The following is a 17,085-nucleotide window of genomic DNA, read 5'->3' on the forward strand; positions in this document are numbered from 1 at the left end:
AATTCCCTCTTATGTAATCCCCATCATCGTTATTGGAGGCTGCTTCCATTTTTTCAAACTGGCTGCTGAGCTCCATGGCGCCAATCATTTTGGCGTTGCTTTTCAAGGCGTGAACCGTTATCAAAAAATTCTCTTTATCCTGAGCCCCATAATATTTCTCTATCTTGGCCCTGTTCTTTTCATAGTTAATGAAAAAGCGGTACACAGCAGACATATACTTGTCAAATCGCCCCGTATAGGATATGCCTGTCTGAGTATCTAAGCCCAAAGACTCCAACCATGCCAAATCGTATTCCATGAAGTATCACCCCAAAACATCGATTATTTTTGCTACAATTTCTGATTTTTTGGATGGCTTAACAATATAGCCCTGGGGCTTAAATTCGGACAGCAGCTTAATTACAGTATCCTTTTCTGAAACTCCGGTAAGGAAAATCACCGGAATATCCCTGTATTCTTCCTCTGCCCTGATTTTGGTCAATACCTCGGCCCCGTTCTGCTCCGGCATAAGATAATCCAAAAGGATTATATCCGGTTTGCGTTTTGCCAGATATTTTAATGCGGCATTGCCCGATTTCACAGGCACCACATTATAAAATTCCTCCAGCTGGTCCTTGATGTGAAGCAGCAGCTCCGTATCATCATCCACCACCAAAACTGTCCTTCCTGCCGCCTCCTCACCAGCAGCTTCCCTAACAAATTCCACGTACTGCTCCGGTGCATTTTTTAGGTCCTCCTCTATATGAACCAGCCGTTCAAATAACGCCAGCAGGGAAACTGGTCTGGAAAGGAAGGTAACCCTGTCAAGCCTTGTAAATCGCACAAAGGTCTTTTCATCCCTGGGGCTGGTAATAACAATAACCCTGCAAATGCCTTGCCGTACAGCATTTTTCAACAGATTAAACTGTTGAACGGTATCCTTTGTTTCATCTCTTAGGCAAATAATTATTATCTTGGGAATGTCCTTCAATATCACATCAAAGAGGGCCCGCCTGACGGGATTACATTTAACGGGCTGATCCCCTCTGTCCACCCGCAAATGCTTGCATACATCCGAAACTATCTCCTTATTTCGTCCTGTAACAAGTATCTTCGCATTCATAATTCCCTCGCCTCCCTTTCGCACTCTGCCTTTAATACATAGAAATTAAGGGGCTGCCGCGTATTCTCTGAACATATCAGAGCAGTTCCCTTAGTACGACAGGCCCCATATTTTTCTCAGAAGCTCCACTGGAGGCCCAGGTTGGCGGCGAAGCCCTTCTGCTTGCCGGTCCAGCCCTGGACAGAGAGGTCCATTGTCAACGGATTTTTTTCGTCAGGCCTGAATTTCACTCCCAGCTCCGCCATGCCGCTGGAGCCCTTCATGGAAGCCGTAGGGGTAGCCAGACCGCGATAGGTGGCTCTGGCGTTGGAATCAAATTCATAATCCCATGCAATACCGCCGTATACGTTGCAAAGGGATGTAGCCTGATGGGTGTAGCGAAGTCCCAGCCGGGTACGGCTGGATTTTACAGCATCAAAATGATAGCTTTCACCGGTAGAAAGGGTGGCATTAGTGCCGTTCTGGTGCGTATAGAAGTATTTGGCGTAAAGGTCCAGACTGTCGTTTTTGCCCTGTGCCCAACGGTGCCCCACACCTAAATGGAAGCCATAATAGTTGCTTGAGCTGTCATAGCTGGTGGATTGGGGACCCAATGGCAGATTCATAGTACCATTATAATCACTGGTCAGATGCCCAAAGCGAAGGGATGCCTCATAGAGGAAGCCCGTCCTTTGCTCACTGCGCAGGAACCAGCCGCCACCGGTGAAGCGGTTCCTGCCATCGCCATGGGTGCCATCGTCAAGGTAGCTGTCATAGGACGCACCGCCGTGCTCCACAAAGGGCCCTGTCAGCAGGGTTTGCTTTCCGCACCTGATTTCCTTGGCAAGACCGATGGCAAAGCCGTAGCCCTTGCTGTCCACATGGGAACCGGTATTAAGGCGCATATTGGAGCCCCCGGCTGCGAAGAATGGGGAATAACTCCCTGGGTCAGCTGCCGCTGCCACCGAGGCTGTGGAAAAGCCCTGGGAAGCAACGAAGTCGGCACTGCTGTTGAGGACAGCCATGCCTGCCGCCGTGGTTTCCACAAGGGATTTGGTCTGGTCGTTGAGCTTGGCCTCGCTGCCGCCGCCACGGTGAGGACCATCGGTGAGTGTGCCCACAAGAGTATTATTCACCAAACTGATATCCATGGCGCGTTGGATAGAAACACCCTCGCTAAATATTGCCTCTGTTTCCCCAAGCTCTCCTGTAATTTCCTCCTTGGCAGTAAGCAGATAAATTTTATCATCTACATCCAAGGAGGTACCACCGGGAGCAGAAACACCGATTTCCGTATTGTTCAGAACGGCTTCGTCGGCCTCTAAAATAATATCGCCGTTTTTGACCGTGTTCGGCAGATTATAGTTGATTTTGGCAAAGCTGCCTATTTTCTGTACCTTTATATTTGAAGCGTGAACGTTCAGCACAGGGTTTGCTTTTTTCAGCGCGGCTGCGTCAGTTTTGTATTGTGTACCGTACAATTCGGCTTTTTCAAGATTGGCACCTTTATAAACGTCGATGGAATTATTCAATTCCTCACCACGTTCCCCGGCATCTCCCGCATAAACAAAGCCATCAATAGTGCCACCCCTGATGATAACCGAATTGCCCTCCACTTTGCCGCTTTGTGCAGAGCCGCCGTAGATATATGAATACGAATAAGGAGTGCTGCCCTTCAACACACCGCCTTTGATTTCCACGATGTTGTTGCTGACCGTAACCGAAGGACCATATTGGGAAACGTATGCTGTTCCGCCGTGTATCGTGCCATGAGTATATGTGCCACCGAGAATCTGCACTTTGTTGTTGGAAGCGATGGCGGAGCCATCCGATTTTTCCGATGAGGCAAAGCCGCCCGCGATATAGTAGCTATCTGAAAAGCTGCCATCCCCCTTATTGTCGAGGGTGACAGTATTGTTGGAGGCTGTAGTCACCTTCGCGCCAGAAGTAAAGCCACCATAAATTCGATTAATATCGCCAGAGAAGCTGCTGACATTCACTATATTCCCATCAGCCGCAGTGCGGCCTCTGCCACCATAGAGGAATGCATCGTGAAAGCTGCCACCACTGACAGTTATAGAATTATTGTTAGCAGAGCCCTTTGAAGAGTGTCCGGCAATAGCCAAAGCATAACCATCTCCGTTGATTTTTCCACCGGAGATTTCCACCGTATTATTGTCAGCATTTCCCGTTCCGTTATCACCTACATAGCCGCCATAAACGCCCTGCACGTTGCCACCAGAAAAGCTGACCTTGTTGCTGTTGGCATTATCCTTCCCTGAATTCCATGCACCATAAAGAAATAAGGCTTGCCCCCCGGACCCATTCAGGGTGTTATTTGAGGCGGTGCCGGCCATTACTTCCAGATTGCTATCGCCACCACCATTGAAATTCATGGTGTGGTCACTGCCAAATCCAGCATAAAATTGGCTGGCGTATAATTTTTCCTTTCCTGTTATCGGGTTGGCCCAAAGATTTAAAGTGTTTTTGCTGCCCTCACCGTAATAGCGATATACCTCCTCCGGCTGTTCAGCTACAGAAGGATAACGCCCCAGCTTCGTCCATGCCTCGCCTTCGTTGTGAACATCATACGTGGCAGCCTCCACCGGCTGTTGTCCAATACACAGGGTTATCCACAAAGCCAGCCCTAATATTATTTTTGTGGTCAAATCCTTTTGTCCTTTGGTATCCATACCCAATTCCCCTTTCAAAGCATTGCATTAATACAAAAGCCACATCAGCCTGTACGATATCACCGCACAGGCCAATGTGGTTATACTACAAAAATATGAATTTGTTTTCGGACACACTAATCCAATCCGCTGCAGCCGAAGAAGGAATGTCCTCCCCGCATATATATATATTTATATTACACAAACGGAATTGCTTTTCATAGATGCCCATGGTCCTTACCTCTCCATATGACAGTTATAAAAATTTGTATAATCACTTAACATTTTAACATCATATAAGGCTTTGGGCAAGCATAAACAACTACTGAGGGAAAACCTGGAGCTGGAGCTGGAGCTAAAGCTACAGCTCAAAAAATGAAGCTCCCATATTCTCCGCCCTATTCCTCAATAGCCTCCAGCAAAAAGCTTACCGGCCGAAAGCCGTCATTACAGGAAATCATGGCCGCCCGGGGATTTTTCATCCAACCATCATAAAAATTCTCAGCCCCATGGGCCAGTGCCATAACAAAGGGCGACATGGTTTCCCAGGCACTTTGGCACAGACCCTCCGGCTTGTGCCAGGCCACTGATATATATACCCTTCCCTCTTCCATATCACAGGCGTGCTCCATGGGATTTTCATATTTTTCCATCAAATCCTGATAGGCTGCCTTGCGGATAACTGTTATGCGTACTTTTTTCACACCAGATACCTCCCAATCCATTCTCAGCTCTTATCTCTGCCGAACTAAATCTCCTGATTTTATTCTACCACTTAAGCTTCTTAGGATAAAATAATAACCTATTTAAAGCAGCTTTTTAAGCTCCATACTGCTGAATCGAATATTCACCCTCAACATAAAAATATCCTTCATCAGGCAGGAATATCACATAAGGGTGAAGAAAACATATTAATAGACTTTTAAATTTATTGTCCCTTGGAAAGGAGTAAAAAGGTATGAGGAAAAATCCTATTGCAATTTTATTTTTAATTGTGGCCCTCCTTTGTGCTATGACCGCTATTACTATGGCCTCACCAATGCATCGGGTTGCCCTGGTATACATTAACAACGCCAATACCACCTATGACCCGGAGCTTGATAAATGCCTGGTGGATAACCTCAACAACAATTTATCCCAGAAATTTGACGTAATCAAAGATGATGCCGTAGTAAAAAAGCTGGCTGACGCCGGTATGACGGATTTGTCCATGGCGGAGCGCCGGGACATAATGGATGCACTGGCCAGTGATGAATACGACTATGTTATCTGCCTTGCAGTAGAGCCCTTTCAACGCAAGGAAAAATTTACCTTCTTCACCCAGGGTATAGAAATGATTGCCACCGTTCCATGTAAAATCATTGATGTTAAGGCAGACCGTTACATTTATAACGGAAAATTCGTGGAAAAACAAAGTGACAGCACATGGATTGGCACTGTGGGCAACAAATCCGTAGCCCTTAAGGTCCTGGAAAAGGTTAATAAGGGCCTCAACAAGATTATAAAGGAAAAAATCATAGCCAATAAAGAGAACACCATGACCAATAAGGAGAAAGCCCCTTCCCCCAACAGCAGCCCCAATATCAAATAATACCCTGTGATCCGCCAACCAGCCAAGGTAGGCGGATTTTTTTGTGTAAAGCCCCCTATGGGGCCATAGCTGTGGATATTGTTTGACTAAAAACCTTACCAGGTAATATACTTATCCTTAGCGTTTTACATTCTGCAAGGAAAGAAAGTGACCTATGAAAATCATATCAACCGTAAAAAAAATCATTCTGGCCGGAGCCCTTATTTCCCTGCTCACCCCCCTTTTCTGGAGTACCAATTGGGCTTCCGCCGAAACCTATCTGCATACCCCCACCTCAAAGGAGGAAATAAAGGCTGCCGAAAAGGGACTGAAGGTTTTTCACAAACGCTATCCGGATGCGGAGGAAAGTGACTTTATCACTGATAATATTCAGGCCCCCCTTGTAAAATACAACCCGGAAATATTAAAGATTGCCAAAAAGAAAAATGGGGATGGCCTGCGCAAAATTTATGTAATTGACAAGAAGCACCCTCAGGAGTTTGGAAAAGGAATATTCACTATTGGAGCCGGAAACATTGCCATTACTCAAGGACTAATCAATGCCAAAATGGCCCTGGAGCCCGGTACCTTCACCCCGAAGCCCCACAAGGACTATGACATATATGCCCTCAGCTCCCTGGCCTATGACTATGCCCGGGAAGCTGCCCGCTGGTATTATGGTTCGGACTATACGGATAAGCGGGCCAATAATTTGGCCATGAAGCTGTTGGACAATGTGCCCTTCCTCAGTCTTGGCGGCCGGCTCATGTCTGATTTACGTACAGCACCGGAGGATATTGACCGGGAGGACAGGCTGCTAAGCACCTATAATTACCTGCTGGAGATGTCCCAAAATCGGGTAGGCTTTGCCAATGATGATATTATGACCAATCAGCTGCTGGTGGCTGACCGGCATGGTGATTACTGGACCGTGTTTGCGCCGCCCCAATACGAGGTAGATGCCCTGGCCAAGGAGGCCCAGGCGGAGGATAAGTCCATTATGACCCGGGGAGAGGATCGGGCCTATTATGTTGCGGGGCAGATTGTCTGGGCCATGAAAAATCACCTTTGGGACAGCAGTCACGTAAAAATGGCAGATGCCCATAAATATTTTAAGGAGCTGCCGAAAAATATTGAATTTAAAGCCATTGTCGTCACCGACGCTGACGGACGGTATAAGCTGATTGATTGGTATCTGGCCGATGACCGCTATCTTACCCCCAACCAGCTAAATGACATAACCCTTTATATCGACGGTATGAAGGCAAGCTTTGATGATGCAGAAATACGATAATTGTTAGCAGGAGAAAATCATGGATAGACAAAAGCTCATGCAGACAGCTGCCGGCAAGGCCAAGTCCCAGCTTGTATTAAAGAACGCCCAGGTATTTGCCGGCTTTACCGGCCGGTTTATTAAAACGGATATTGCCATTGAAGACGGGTATATCGCCGGACTGGGCCAATACCACGGGGACAGGGAAATTGACCTGAAGGGCAAATACATAACCCCCGGGTTTATTGACTCCCATGTACACATCGAAAGCTCTATGCTGACCCCCTTTGGCTTTGCCCAGGCGGTGGTACCCAAGGGAACTACCACCGTAGTGGCTGATCCCCATGAAATTGCCAATGTGGGCGGCGAAACGGGTATTCAGTACATGCTGGATGCCTCTGCTGATTTACCCCTGCAGATTAAATTTATGCTGCCCTCCTGCGTGCCCGCCACTCCCCTTGAGGATGCAGGTGCTGTCCTTAAGGCCGGAGATTTAAAGCCCTTCCTGAATGACAGCCGCGTGCTGGGCCTGGGGGAGCTTATGGATGTTCCCGGGGTACTCAATGGAACCAAAACGGTCTGGGACAAGCTGAATATGATTGGCCCCCACCACTTTGTGGATGGTCACGCCCCTATGCTGAAGGGGAAGGAGCTTATGGGCTATGCCGCGGCCGGTGTGGACTCAGACCATGAATGTGTAACGGTGGAAGAGGCCGAGGATCGCTTGGCTGCTGGTATGTATCTCATGATAAGGGAGGGCTCTGCCGCCCACAATCTGGAGGCCTTGCTGCCGGTAATAAACCAGCATAACAGCCGTTTTTGCTGCTTCTGCGCCGATGACCGGCACCCAGGCGACCTAATGAAGGAAGGTGGGGTAAATGCCATGGTCCGCCAAGCTATACAGCAGGGACTGCCCCTATGGCAGGCCCTGCAGATGGCCACAGTAAATCCGGCCACTTATTTTGGCATGCGTGATACCGGGGTTATCGCCCCGGGCCGCCGGGCAGATTTGCTGATATTCCCCGATTTGGAGGGTTGGGAACCGGAGGCAGTTTATTCAGGCGGCCAATTAGTGGCCAAACAGGGCATCTGTATAAAGGATATCTGGGACAGCCTTGAGGTGCCTCCCGTACCTGGCCGGCTGAGCCAATCCGTAAACCTGCCCGAATTAACTATTGAACAATTTGCCCTGCCCATAAAGGGCCGAAGGGCTAATGTAATAGGTCTTATTCCCAAGCAGCTGCTGACCCGTCACCTTTGGCAGGAGGTGCCGGTGGTCCAGGGCAGGGCCGTTGCCGCCCCGGACCAGGATATATTGAAGCTGACCGTATTTGAACGTCACCATAAAACCGGCCAACGGGGTATTGGGCTGGTAAAGGGCTTTGGACTAAGCAAAGGGGCCATTGCCCAAACCATTGGCCATGACAGCCATAACCTTATTGTAATCGGGACCAACGACAGGGATATGCTTATTGCCGCACAGAGCCTTGAAAGCTGTGGCGGCGGTATCGCCATTGCAGCAGCCGGTAAGGTGGAGGAAATACTTCCCCTGCCGGTGGGCGGTCTCATGACGGATAAATCCGCTGTTGAAACGGCCCGTCAGGCCGCCAAAATGGAACAGCTGGCCTTTAAGCTAGGGGTAAATAGGGAATATGACCCCTTCCTGACCCTGGCCTTCCTCAGCCTTCCTGTAATTCCCGAGCTAAAGCTCACTGACCGGGGACTGGTAAAGGTGCTGAACGGTCGTATCATCGGCATTGACGAAAAAATGTAATCATAATCAAAAAATACGGCAGTAAATATCACCTGTAGCACGGATTAAATCACTAAAAATTTTCCTTGCTTTCATATAGTGAAAAAATCATAACTCGCGTCGCTCAAACAAATGATTTTTTCCACTAATACTAAGGTATAGCAAGTAAATTTTTTAACGTGATTTATCCTATTGCTCCAGGTGATTATTTACTGCCTTTTGTATTACATCTCTTTAATAAAACATTTTTGTCCGTGATAATGGTGGTGGTTCACTGCCTTTTCTTCTTAATCATAGGTGAAAATGCTCCACCTGCACCTTATCCCCTTCTATGTTCAGCACCATAAAGGACTGGGCCTTCCCATCCCTGGGATGGGACACACTGCCGGGATTAATCACCAGACAATCCGCCCCCTCATCAATCTCCGCCACATGGGTATGACCGTATACGGCAATATCCGCCCCCTTGCTGATAGCTGCCTCCCGCAGCAGGGCTTTATCCCGTTTTACACCGTAAATATGACCGTGGGTCAGGAAAAGCCTGTGCCTCCCCAGCTCCACCACTGCTTCATCATCAACGCCGCTGCTGGGCCAATCGCAATTGCCCGCCACATTGATTACCCGTTTGTCCGTTACCATGGCCAGATATTCCGCATCGCCGATCAAATCCCCGGCATGAAGCCAGCAATCCACTTCCCCGGCCCGCTCCACGGCCTGGTCCACCGCCATGGTATTGCCATGACTGTCACTCATTACGCCTACTCTCATTTCAAATGCTCCTTTAACAGCACAGCCATTTTCCCCAGGGCCTCCCCCCGATGACTGATGGCATCCTTTTCGGATAGGGTCAGCTCCGCCATGGACCTGTCGCCAACATAAAAATACGGATCATAGCCGAAGCCCCCGTTTCCCCGGGCCTCCAGACGGATTATCCCCTCACAGGAGCCCTGGGTCTGCAGCACCCTGCCCTCCCTATCCACAAGGGTCAGGGCGCACTGAAAGGCCGCCGGGGAGCTGTCCAGCCCCCGCTTACGGAGCTCCGCCACCAGCTTGGCATTATTCGAGGTATCATCTGCATTTTCCCCGGAATAACGGGCCGAATATACGCCAGGCGCCCCTCCCAGTGCCTCCACCTCCAGACCGGAATCATCAGCCAGGCAGGCCATACCGGTCATTTCCTGATAATGACGGGCCTTTTTCAGGGAATTTTCCATAAATGTCACCCCGTCCTCCACCGCCTCGGGAATATCACCGTCTATATCAGCCAGGGAAATCAGCTCCACCGGCAAATCACTAAAGGCATTCTGCATTTCCCTGACCTTCCCCTTATTTCTGGTGGCAATTACTATCCTTGTCATAAAACTAAATCAAACCCTTCTCCATTAATAAAGGCCCATCTGGCACATACCAAACGGGCCTCGGCTAATTATACCATACTGCCATTACATATTGAACAGCTCTTCGGCGATACTGAATTTTGGCTTCAGAACCATTGCCTGCCGGGACGTCAGAAGCATACCATCCCCGTCCCTGGGTATAGGCTTATTCTTGTCCACCACGTATTCCATATGAGGCGGCTTATGCTCTACGCTCTTCACCTTGCCGTCCACATACTCCGTAATGCGGATACTGCCGTCAGGCATTACCCGCCGCACAATTTCCGTAACCGCTACCTGGGCCTGAACCTGTTGGAGGGCCGCCCTTTCCTCCATCATTTCCGCAAGGGTATCACTAATGGTGCCCAGCTTTTGCGTCAGAATTTTCTTAAAGGACTCCACCTGAATGGAGGCTGGGGCAGCCGTACTGCTGCCCTCCTTTTCCCTGGTGTCCGCCAAAAGCTCCGCCGTCCCCATATTCATGGAGCTGCCTGTCCTTACTGACATACCTTCACCTTCCCTTTGCCATACCGCAAATTTCGGTGCCTTCCCTAGCCTGCATACATCCTATGCCATAGTATCGTCATTTATCCCTTGAAAAATAAGGCCTCTGCCGCCTTTATTTGCCGTATTCCGCCGCCAGCCTCTTAAAGGCCGGAATGGAACGCCTGATGGTATCCTCCTTAATACAGTATGCCGCCCTGAAATAACCTGGACAGCCAAAATCAGCGCCGGGAACCAGCAGCAGATCATATTTTTTGGCCCGTTCACAGAAGGCATAATCATCCTCCTCCAGGGCCTTTGGGAAGAGATAAAAGGCTCCCTGAGGCTTCTGGCAGGTAAAGCCGGCTTCAATCAGCCCGTCATACAGCAGCTGGCCATTGCGCTCATAATCGGCAATATTGGCCGGCTCATCCACACAGCGGGCCACCACCCGCTGAAACAGGGAGGAGGCATTGACATGGGTCAATACCCGGGCGGCACCGGCTATGGCCCCATAAACACGGCCAAAATCCGCCACCTCATCAGGCACCACAATATACCCAATGCGTTCTCCGGGCAGGGACAGGGATTTACTCCAGGAATAGCATACCAGCGTATTCTTGTAATAATTAGGAATATATGGCACTTTCAGCCCGCCGTATACCAGCTCACGATATGGTTCATCGGATATGATGAAAATAGGATGGCCGTATTCCTGCTCCTTTTTCACCAGAATAGCCGCCAAATGGCTGATGGTTTCCTCGGAATATACAACCCCGCTTGGATTATTGGGGGAATTGACAATAACCGCCCTGGTATCAGCCGAAAGCATTTCCTCAAATTTATCAAATTGAATCTGAAAATTCTCCTGATTGGCCGGAACCACCGTCAAATCAGCTCCCACAGCCTCTACAAAGCATTTGTATTCCGGAAAATATGGGGCAAAGGTAATAAACTCACTGTGGCCCTCATCCTCAGTCAGTGCCTTGAAGCAAATGGTGATGGCCGCCGCCGCCCCGGAGGTCATAAACAAATTCTTCCCCCCAAAGCCGGTACCAAACCGGCGGTTGATGCTTTGGGCAATGGTTTCCCGCACCTGTGGGTCCCCAGGTGCTACCGTATAGCCATGCAAGGCCACTGAATCCATTTCCCCAAGTATATCTATAATCGCCTGCTTTACGGCTTCCGGTGCCGGTACATTGGGATTGCCAATGGAAAAGTCATACACATTGTCCTCCCCCACCTGGGCCGCCCGCTTGCGGCCAAATTCAAAAATCGTTCTGATGGTGGACTTTTTGGTGCCCAATACATAGCTTTTTTCTGAAACCATACCTGTTACCCCGCTTCCTAATTTATGGATATCCTAAAAAAATATACAATTACCCGATAATTATACAATAAAAATAGGTGTAAGGCCAGTTTTTTACACTGACTTTACACCCTATGTTTACTCCATGAAGTACTTCATGCTGGTTTTTTTCCATTCCTTTTCCGTGAATTGCAGCTCGTACTGACTTATACCCGTTTCCTCAGACAGCTCCCTGGCAAACTGAATGCAGCTCTCCGGGGTATCCATATGAATCATGGTATAAAAATTATATGGCCAGTCCGGCGCAGTATTCCGGTCATAGCAATGGGTAACCTCGCTGTGGGCACACATCTTGGCCGCCACCTCATCCATTCTCTCCGGCGGAACCACCCATACGATCAGGGCATTGGCCCTGTAGCCCACCTCCACGTGGCGGAGGACCGCCCCCATCTTTCTGAGGATGCCTTCCTGCTTCATTTCCTCCAGCCGTTGCAGCAGCTCCCCCTGGGAAATACCGATCTTCTCAGCTATCTCCTTATAAGGCTCGGAGCAAATGGGAAAATCGCTCTGCAGTGCCCTTACAATTTTTTTGTCCTGCTCGGAAATACTCATACCCGGCCTCACTTCAACCTAAATTGCACATTTATCTTGTATTTCTTTTGGGAATACAAATCCAATAAGCGGATAACCCCAGGCAATGCCCTTATATCAGTCAAAATCTGCCTGCGCCGCTCATCGCAATTGGTTATAATGGTAAACCACAGCATATAGCCACAGGTCCGCTGATAATTGTGGGTCACCTCAGGATAGGCATTAATCCTGTTGGCCACCTCTGATACCAAAGCCGGCTCAATTTTGGCCGCCACCAGGGTTCCACTGTATCCCAGCTTATCCGAATTAAAGAAGGCACCCAGCTTGCGGATATAGCCGGCCTCCTTCAGCTCCTGCAGGCGGTTAATTACCCTATCCTCGGATACCCCCAATTCCTCAGCCATAGCCACATATGGCTTGGGAACAAACTGTACCCCCCCCTGCAATATGTTGAGAAGCTGTTTATCAAAGGCATTTAGCTCCATATACTCTCCCTATCCTTCACCCTAAAAATAAAGCTCCCCTGCCCTCAAGCAAAGGAGCCTTTATTATTTTATCAAATACATGGTTTATCAGTCAAGAAAAAGTGAAGCCTATTCATTTTTATCCGATGCTAACGGGTGCTAAGACTCCCTCCTCTAAGGTGGGAATTAAGCACCCGTAACGCCCTGGATAATCCCGCACTAAGCCTCGTCCTCCAGCAGGCAATCAGCAATTACCTCCAACAGCTCCTGCCGACCCACATTTTTTACGGAGGAATAGGGCAGCACATCCAGCTCAGGTATCCCCAAGGCCCCCTTTATCCGGGCGATGCTTTTCGCCACAGCATTTTTGCTCAGCTTATCCACCTTGGTGGCAATCACCAATACAGGCAGGTTGTGCTCCACCAGCCAGCGAAACATCTCCACATCGGAGGCCATAGGCTCGTGGCGGCTGTCAATAAGCTGACACACAAATTGCAGATCCTCAGAGCCCAGCAGATACTCATTGATAAATTTGCTCCACAGCTTACGCCGCTGGGCCCCGGTCTTGGCGTAGCCGTAGCCGGGCAAATCCACCAGATAAAAGTCCCGCCTGTCAGGACTATCATCTATTTTGGCCCCAATTTCATAAAAATTGATGGTCTGGGTCTTCCCGGGCTGACTGGATACCCTGGCCAGCTGATTTACCCTGGTGAGGGAATTAATCAGGGAGGATTTGCCCACATTGGAACGGCCAATAAACACGATTTCCTTGCGGTGAATTTCAGGATATTGCTCCGGCTTGACGGCGGAGGCCAGGTATTTTCCCTGGGTGATAATAATCTTCTCTGCCATAGCTGCCTCACTTTAACAGGGCATTTTCCAAGACCTTGTCCACATGATCCACAGGAATAAACTCCAGCTTTTCCCGGACATTTTCCGGAATTTCCTCTATATCCCGCCGATTATCCTCTGGAAGTATAATGGTCTTGATCCCCTCACGGTAGGCCGCCAAAACCTTTTCCTTCAGACCGCCTATGGCCAGCACCCGACCGCGGATGGTAATCTCGCCGGTCATGGCCACATCACTGCGCACCTTGCGGCCCGTCAGGGCAGACACCATAGCCGTGGCCATGGTAATACCCGCCGAAGGGCCATCCTTCGGTACGGCACCCTCAGGAAAATGAATATGTATATCATTTTCCTCATAGAATTTTGGTGACAACTTTAACTTTTTCTGACGGCTGCGAATGTAGGACAGGGCCGCCTGGGCGGATTCCTTCATCACATCCCCCAGCTTGCCGGTGAGGATAAGATGGCCCTTGCCGGGGAACACATTTACCTCCGTAGGCAGTATGTCGCCCCCTACCTGGGTCCAGGCCATACCAGTACACAGGCCCACCTCCGGCTTGCGCTTTTCCTTGTTATGGTGATACTTGGTTTTGCCCAGCACCTACACAAGATTTTTGGTGGTAACGCTGACCGAATCCACTTCACCCTCCACCAGCTTTTTGGCCACCTTACGGCACAGCTGGCCAATAACCCGCTCCAGCTCCCGGACACCGGCTTCCCGGGTATATTCCGTAATAAGCCGCTGAATTACTCCGGCCCCGATGTGCAGGTTCTTCTTGCTGAGGCCATTGGCCTCGTGCTGGCGGGGCACAAGATACCGTTTGGCTATCTCCAGCTTCTCCTGCTCTGTATAGCTGGACAGGGTAATAATCTCCATACGATCCCGCAATGGACCTGGGATGTTCCCCAGATTATTGGCGGTAACAATCCAAAGAACCTGAGACAGGTCAAAGGGCAGCTCCACATAATGATCGCTGAAGGTATTGTTTTGGGCTGGATCCAGCACCTCCAGCAGGGCTGAGGTAGGATCCCCCTTATAATCAGCCGCCATCTTGTCCACCTCATCCAGCAAAAATACGGGATTTCTGGTACCGCTCTTTTTCAGGGCGGCCAAAATACGGCCCGGCATAGCTCCTACATAGGTGCGGCGATGACCCCGGATTTCTGCCTCATCCCGAACGCCACCCAGGGAGGCCCGGACAAACTTCCGGTTAAGGGCCCGGGCAACCGAGCTGGCCAGGGAGGTCTTGCCTACCCCCGGCGGCCCCACCAGACACATAATAGGGGCATTCTGGCCGGAGGTAAGCTGACGCACCGCCAGATATTCCAAAATCCGTTCCTTGACCTTTTCCAGGCCGTAATGGTCCTTATTTAACACATCTGCGGCCTTTTTAATATCCTTATTATCCTCGGTGGTCTTGTTCCACGGCATATCCAGCAGGGTGTCAATATAGGTGGTAATAACACTTGCCTCCTGGGACATATTGCCGGCCCGCTCCAACCGGGTGATTTCCTTGTTGATGGTCTTCACCACCTCATCAGGATATTTTTCGGCCCGCATACGCTTGCGATAGCCTTCAATATCCCCCTGAACGCCATCCTTGTCCCCCAGCTCATTGTGAATAGCCTTTACCTTCTCCCGAAGATAATATTCCTTCTGTACCTTTTCAATCTGCTTGCGAACCCGGCCGCTAACCTTTTTCTCAATGTCCAGAATTTCCCGTTCGCGCTTCAGCACCCCATAGAGCCGTTCCAGACGGGTCTTTATGTCAATGCACTCCAGCAGCTCCTGACGCTCCTCCAGCTTCAGGTTAAGGTGGCCGGCAATCATATCCGCCAGACGGCCCGCATCAGAAATAATGGACACAGAAACAATGGCATCCGCCGGTATCTTGCGGCTGCTCTTGACCCATTGCTCAAATTCATGAACAACCACCCGGACCAAGGCCTCCATCTCCAGGCTCTGCTCCGTCACATCCTCGTATTCGTGGACATCTACATCTATGAAATCCCCTTCATCATAGCAATTAACTATCTGGGCGCGATACAGGCCCTCCACCAGCACCCGCACCGTGCCGCCGGGCATCTTGACCAAATGCTTTATCTCTGCCACAGTACCCACGGAATACAAATCCTCAAAGCCCGGCTTTTCAATATCCGCATCCCTTTGGGCAGTAAGCATAATAACCTTATCGTCCACCATAGCCTGCTCCAGGGCAGCCACCGACTGCTCCCGGCCCGCATCCAAATGAACCATCATATATGGAAATACCATCATCCCGCGGAGGGGCAGCAATGGCAATCTTCTCAATTCACCCTTCAATTAAAACACCTCCTGGTGCAATATCCAAAATAAATATAGACGTTGCTCCAGCAACGTCTATAGTAATTCACCACTTAAGCGGAAGCTTCGTTTTTGGCTGACAGCCGTGATTTGTCGTAGCTCAGGATAGGATCAACCTTATCCTCCACCACAGCCTTTGTCACCTGACACCTGGTAACGCCCTCAAGGGATGGAATTTCATACATAACATTTTTCATAATTCCCTCCAATATGGAGCGCAGTCCCCGGGCTCCGGTCTTGCGTTTCAGGGCCTCCTTGGCAATGGACCGCAGGGCCTCATCATCAAAGGACAGGCTCACATCATCCAAATCAAGAAGCGCCTTAAACTGCTTAACCAATGCATTCTTTGGCTTGGTCAAAATTTCTATCAAGGTATCCTCATCCAGGGAATCCAGGGTTACTACCACCGGCAGACGGCCGATAAACTCCGGAATAAGACCGCTCTTCATCAAATCATCAGGAAGGATATGGCGCAATACCTCGCCAATCTCCCCTGTTTCCTTGGAGGTTACTTGGGCACCAAAGCCCATATTTTTATTACCACGACGCTTGTTTATTATTTTTTCAATCCCCGCAAAGGCACCACCGCAAATAAAGAGAATATTGGTAGTGTCGATTTGCAGCAGCTCCTGATGGGGATGCTTGCGGCCACCCTGGGGCGGCACAGAGGCCACCGTACCCTCAAGGATTTTCAGCAGGGCCTGCTGCACACCTTCACCGGAAACATCCCGGGTAATGGAAACATTCTCACCCTTGCGGGAAATCTTATCAATTTCGTCAATATATATAATGCCCCGCTCGGCCTTTGGTATATCAAAATCCGCGGCCTGTATCAGCTTCAGAAGGATATTTTCCACATCCTCACCCACATAGCCGGCCTCAGTCAGGGTAGTGGCGTCGGCAACAGCAAATGGAACCTGCAAAATCTTGGCCAGGGTCTGGGCCAGCAGGGTTTTACCGCTGCCGGTAGGGCCAATCATGAGAATATTGGATTTTTGCAATTCCACATCCACATCGAACATTTCCCCGGAGTTAATGCGCTTGTAGTGATTATATACAGCCACCGCCAGGGTTTTCTTGGCCTCCTCCTGACCGATTACGTATTCGTCAAGAATAGCCTTGATTTCCTTGGGCTTGGGCAAAGACCGCAGCTCCTCCGGCACAGCAACAGAATTTTCCTCGGAAACAATTTCCTGGCAAAGCTCGATACATTCATCACAAATATATACCCCAGGACCTGCCACCAGCTTTTTCACCAAATCCTCTGTTTTGCCACAGAAGGAACAGGTCAATTTTTCATTATCATCGAAGCTCATAATG

The 17,085-nt window shown here is 49.7% G+C and carries 15 protein-coding genes and 1 pseudogene; 3 read left to right on the plus strand and 13 right to left on the minus strand.

Annotated features, from left to right (window positions below; all coding sequences use genetic code 11):
• From Q0Y54_RS02190 to Q0Y54_RS02205, 4 genes are all read right to left on the minus strand, one after another.
• Positions 1-298 (minus strand): Hpt domain-containing protein (locus Q0Y54_RS02190; RefSeq protein WP_297963836.1); only part of this gene is annotated, 298 nt, incomplete at its 3' end.
• A gap of 6 nt (positions 299-304) precedes the next feature.
• On the minus strand, positions 305-1,102 hold the full coding sequence (locus Q0Y54_RS02195) for a response regulator (RefSeq protein ID WP_297963838.1): 798 nt from the start codon (positions 1,100-1,102) through the stop codon (positions 305-307).
• 116 nt (positions 1,103-1,218) lie between these two features.
• Positions 1,219-3,774 (minus strand): autotransporter domain-containing protein, encoded by a 2,556-nt coding sequence (locus Q0Y54_RS02200; RefSeq protein ID WP_297963839.1) that lies wholly within the window; start codon positions 3,772-3,774, stop codon positions 1,219-1,221.
• Positions 3,775-4,151: 377 nt separating this feature from the next.
• On the minus strand, positions 4,152-4,457 hold the full coding sequence (locus Q0Y54_RS02205; protein WP_297963841.1) for a TIGR04076 family protein: 306 nt from the start codon (positions 4,455-4,457) through the stop codon (positions 4,152-4,154).
• A gap of 254 nt (positions 4,458-4,711) precedes the next feature.
• On the opposite strand from Q0Y54_RS02205, the gene Q0Y54_RS02210 reads away from it, so the two are divergent.
• From Q0Y54_RS02210 to ade, 3 genes are all read left to right on the plus strand, one after another.
• The gene (locus tag Q0Y54_RS02210) at positions 4,712-5,344 is read left to right on the plus strand and encodes a hypothetical protein (RefSeq protein ID WP_297963843.1); all 633 of its coding nucleotides are present in this window, start codon (positions 4,712-4,714) and stop codon (positions 5,342-5,344) included.
• A 154-nt stretch (positions 5,345-5,498) separates the two neighbouring features.
• Positions 5,499-6,617 (plus strand): hypothetical protein, encoded by a 1,119-nt coding sequence (locus Q0Y54_RS02215; RefSeq protein WP_297963845.1) that lies wholly within the window; start codon positions 5,499-5,501, stop codon positions 6,615-6,617.
• 19 nt (positions 6,618-6,636) lie between these two features.
• Positions 6,637-8,370 (plus strand): adenine deaminase, encoded by a 1,734-nt coding sequence (gene ade / locus Q0Y54_RS02220; protein WP_297963847.1) that lies wholly within the window; start codon positions 6,637-6,639, stop codon positions 8,368-8,370.
• Positions 8,371-8,640: 270 nt separating this feature from the next.
• Here the strand turns inward: ade and Q0Y54_RS02225 are convergent, their stop codons facing one another.
• The 9 genes and pseudogenes from Q0Y54_RS02225 to clpX all read right to left on the minus strand — a co-directional run bounded on the left by Q0Y54_RS02225 (position 8,641) and on the right by clpX (position 17,081).
• On the minus strand, positions 8,641-9,117 hold the full coding sequence (locus Q0Y54_RS02225) for a metallophosphoesterase (RefSeq protein ID WP_297963849.1): 477 nt from the start codon (positions 9,115-9,117) through the stop codon (positions 8,641-8,643).
• Entirely contained in the window at positions 9,114-9,707 is a 594-nt protein-coding gene (gene rdgB, locus Q0Y54_RS02230) for an RdgB/HAM1 family non-canonical purine NTP pyrophosphatase (RefSeq protein ID WP_297963851.1), read from the minus strand. The genes Q0Y54_RS02225 and rdgB overlap by 4 nt, the downstream gene beginning before the upstream one ends.
• An 84-nt stretch (positions 9,708-9,791) precedes the next feature.
• A complete protein-coding gene (locus tag Q0Y54_RS02235; protein WP_297963853.1) occupies positions 9,792-10,232 on the minus strand; it encodes a hypothetical protein in 441 nt (146 codons plus the stop codon).
• 112 nt (positions 10,233-10,344) lie between these two features.
• Complete coding sequence (locus Q0Y54_RS02240; RefSeq protein ID WP_297963855.1) at positions 10,345-11,538, minus strand: pyridoxal phosphate-dependent aminotransferase; 1,194 nt, start codon at positions 11,536-11,538, stop codon at positions 10,345-10,347.
• A gap of 117 nt (positions 11,539-11,655) precedes the next feature.
• The gene (locus tag Q0Y54_RS02245; protein ID WP_297963857.1) at positions 11,656-12,129 is read right to left on the minus strand and encodes an AsnC family transcriptional regulator; all 474 of its coding nucleotides are present in this window, start codon (positions 12,127-12,129) and stop codon (positions 11,656-11,658) included.
• A gap of 8 nt (positions 12,130-12,137) precedes the next feature.
• On the minus strand, positions 12,138-12,593 hold the full coding sequence (locus Q0Y54_RS02250; protein WP_297963859.1) for an AsnC family transcriptional regulator: 456 nt from the start codon (positions 12,591-12,593) through the stop codon (positions 12,138-12,140).
• A 198-nt stretch (positions 12,594-12,791) separates the two neighbouring features.
• Positions 12,792-13,424 carry a ribosome biogenesis GTP-binding protein YihA/YsxC gene (gene yihA, locus Q0Y54_RS02255; RefSeq protein ID WP_297963861.1) on the minus strand — a complete coding sequence of 211 codons (633 nt, stop codon included), beginning with the start codon at positions 13,422-13,424 and terminating at the stop codon, positions 12,792-12,794.
• Between the two features lie 7 nt (positions 13,425-13,431).
• A pseudogene (lon, locus tag Q0Y54_RS02260) lies at positions 13,432-15,744 on the minus strand (endopeptidase La).
• A gap of 74 nt (positions 15,745-15,818) precedes the next feature.
• Positions 15,819-17,081 carry an ATP-dependent Clp protease ATP-binding subunit ClpX gene (gene clpX / locus Q0Y54_RS02265; protein ID WP_297963863.1) on the minus strand — a complete coding sequence of 421 codons (1,263 nt, stop codon included), beginning with the start codon at positions 17,079-17,081 and terminating at the stop codon, positions 15,819-15,821.
• Between the last annotated feature and the right edge of the window lie 4 nt (positions 17,082-17,085).

It is taken from the genome of uncultured Anaerovibrio sp., from assembly GCF_947302755.1.
Classification (GTDB): domain Bacteria; phylum Bacillota; class Negativicutes; order Selenomonadales; family Selenomonadaceae; genus Anaerovibrio.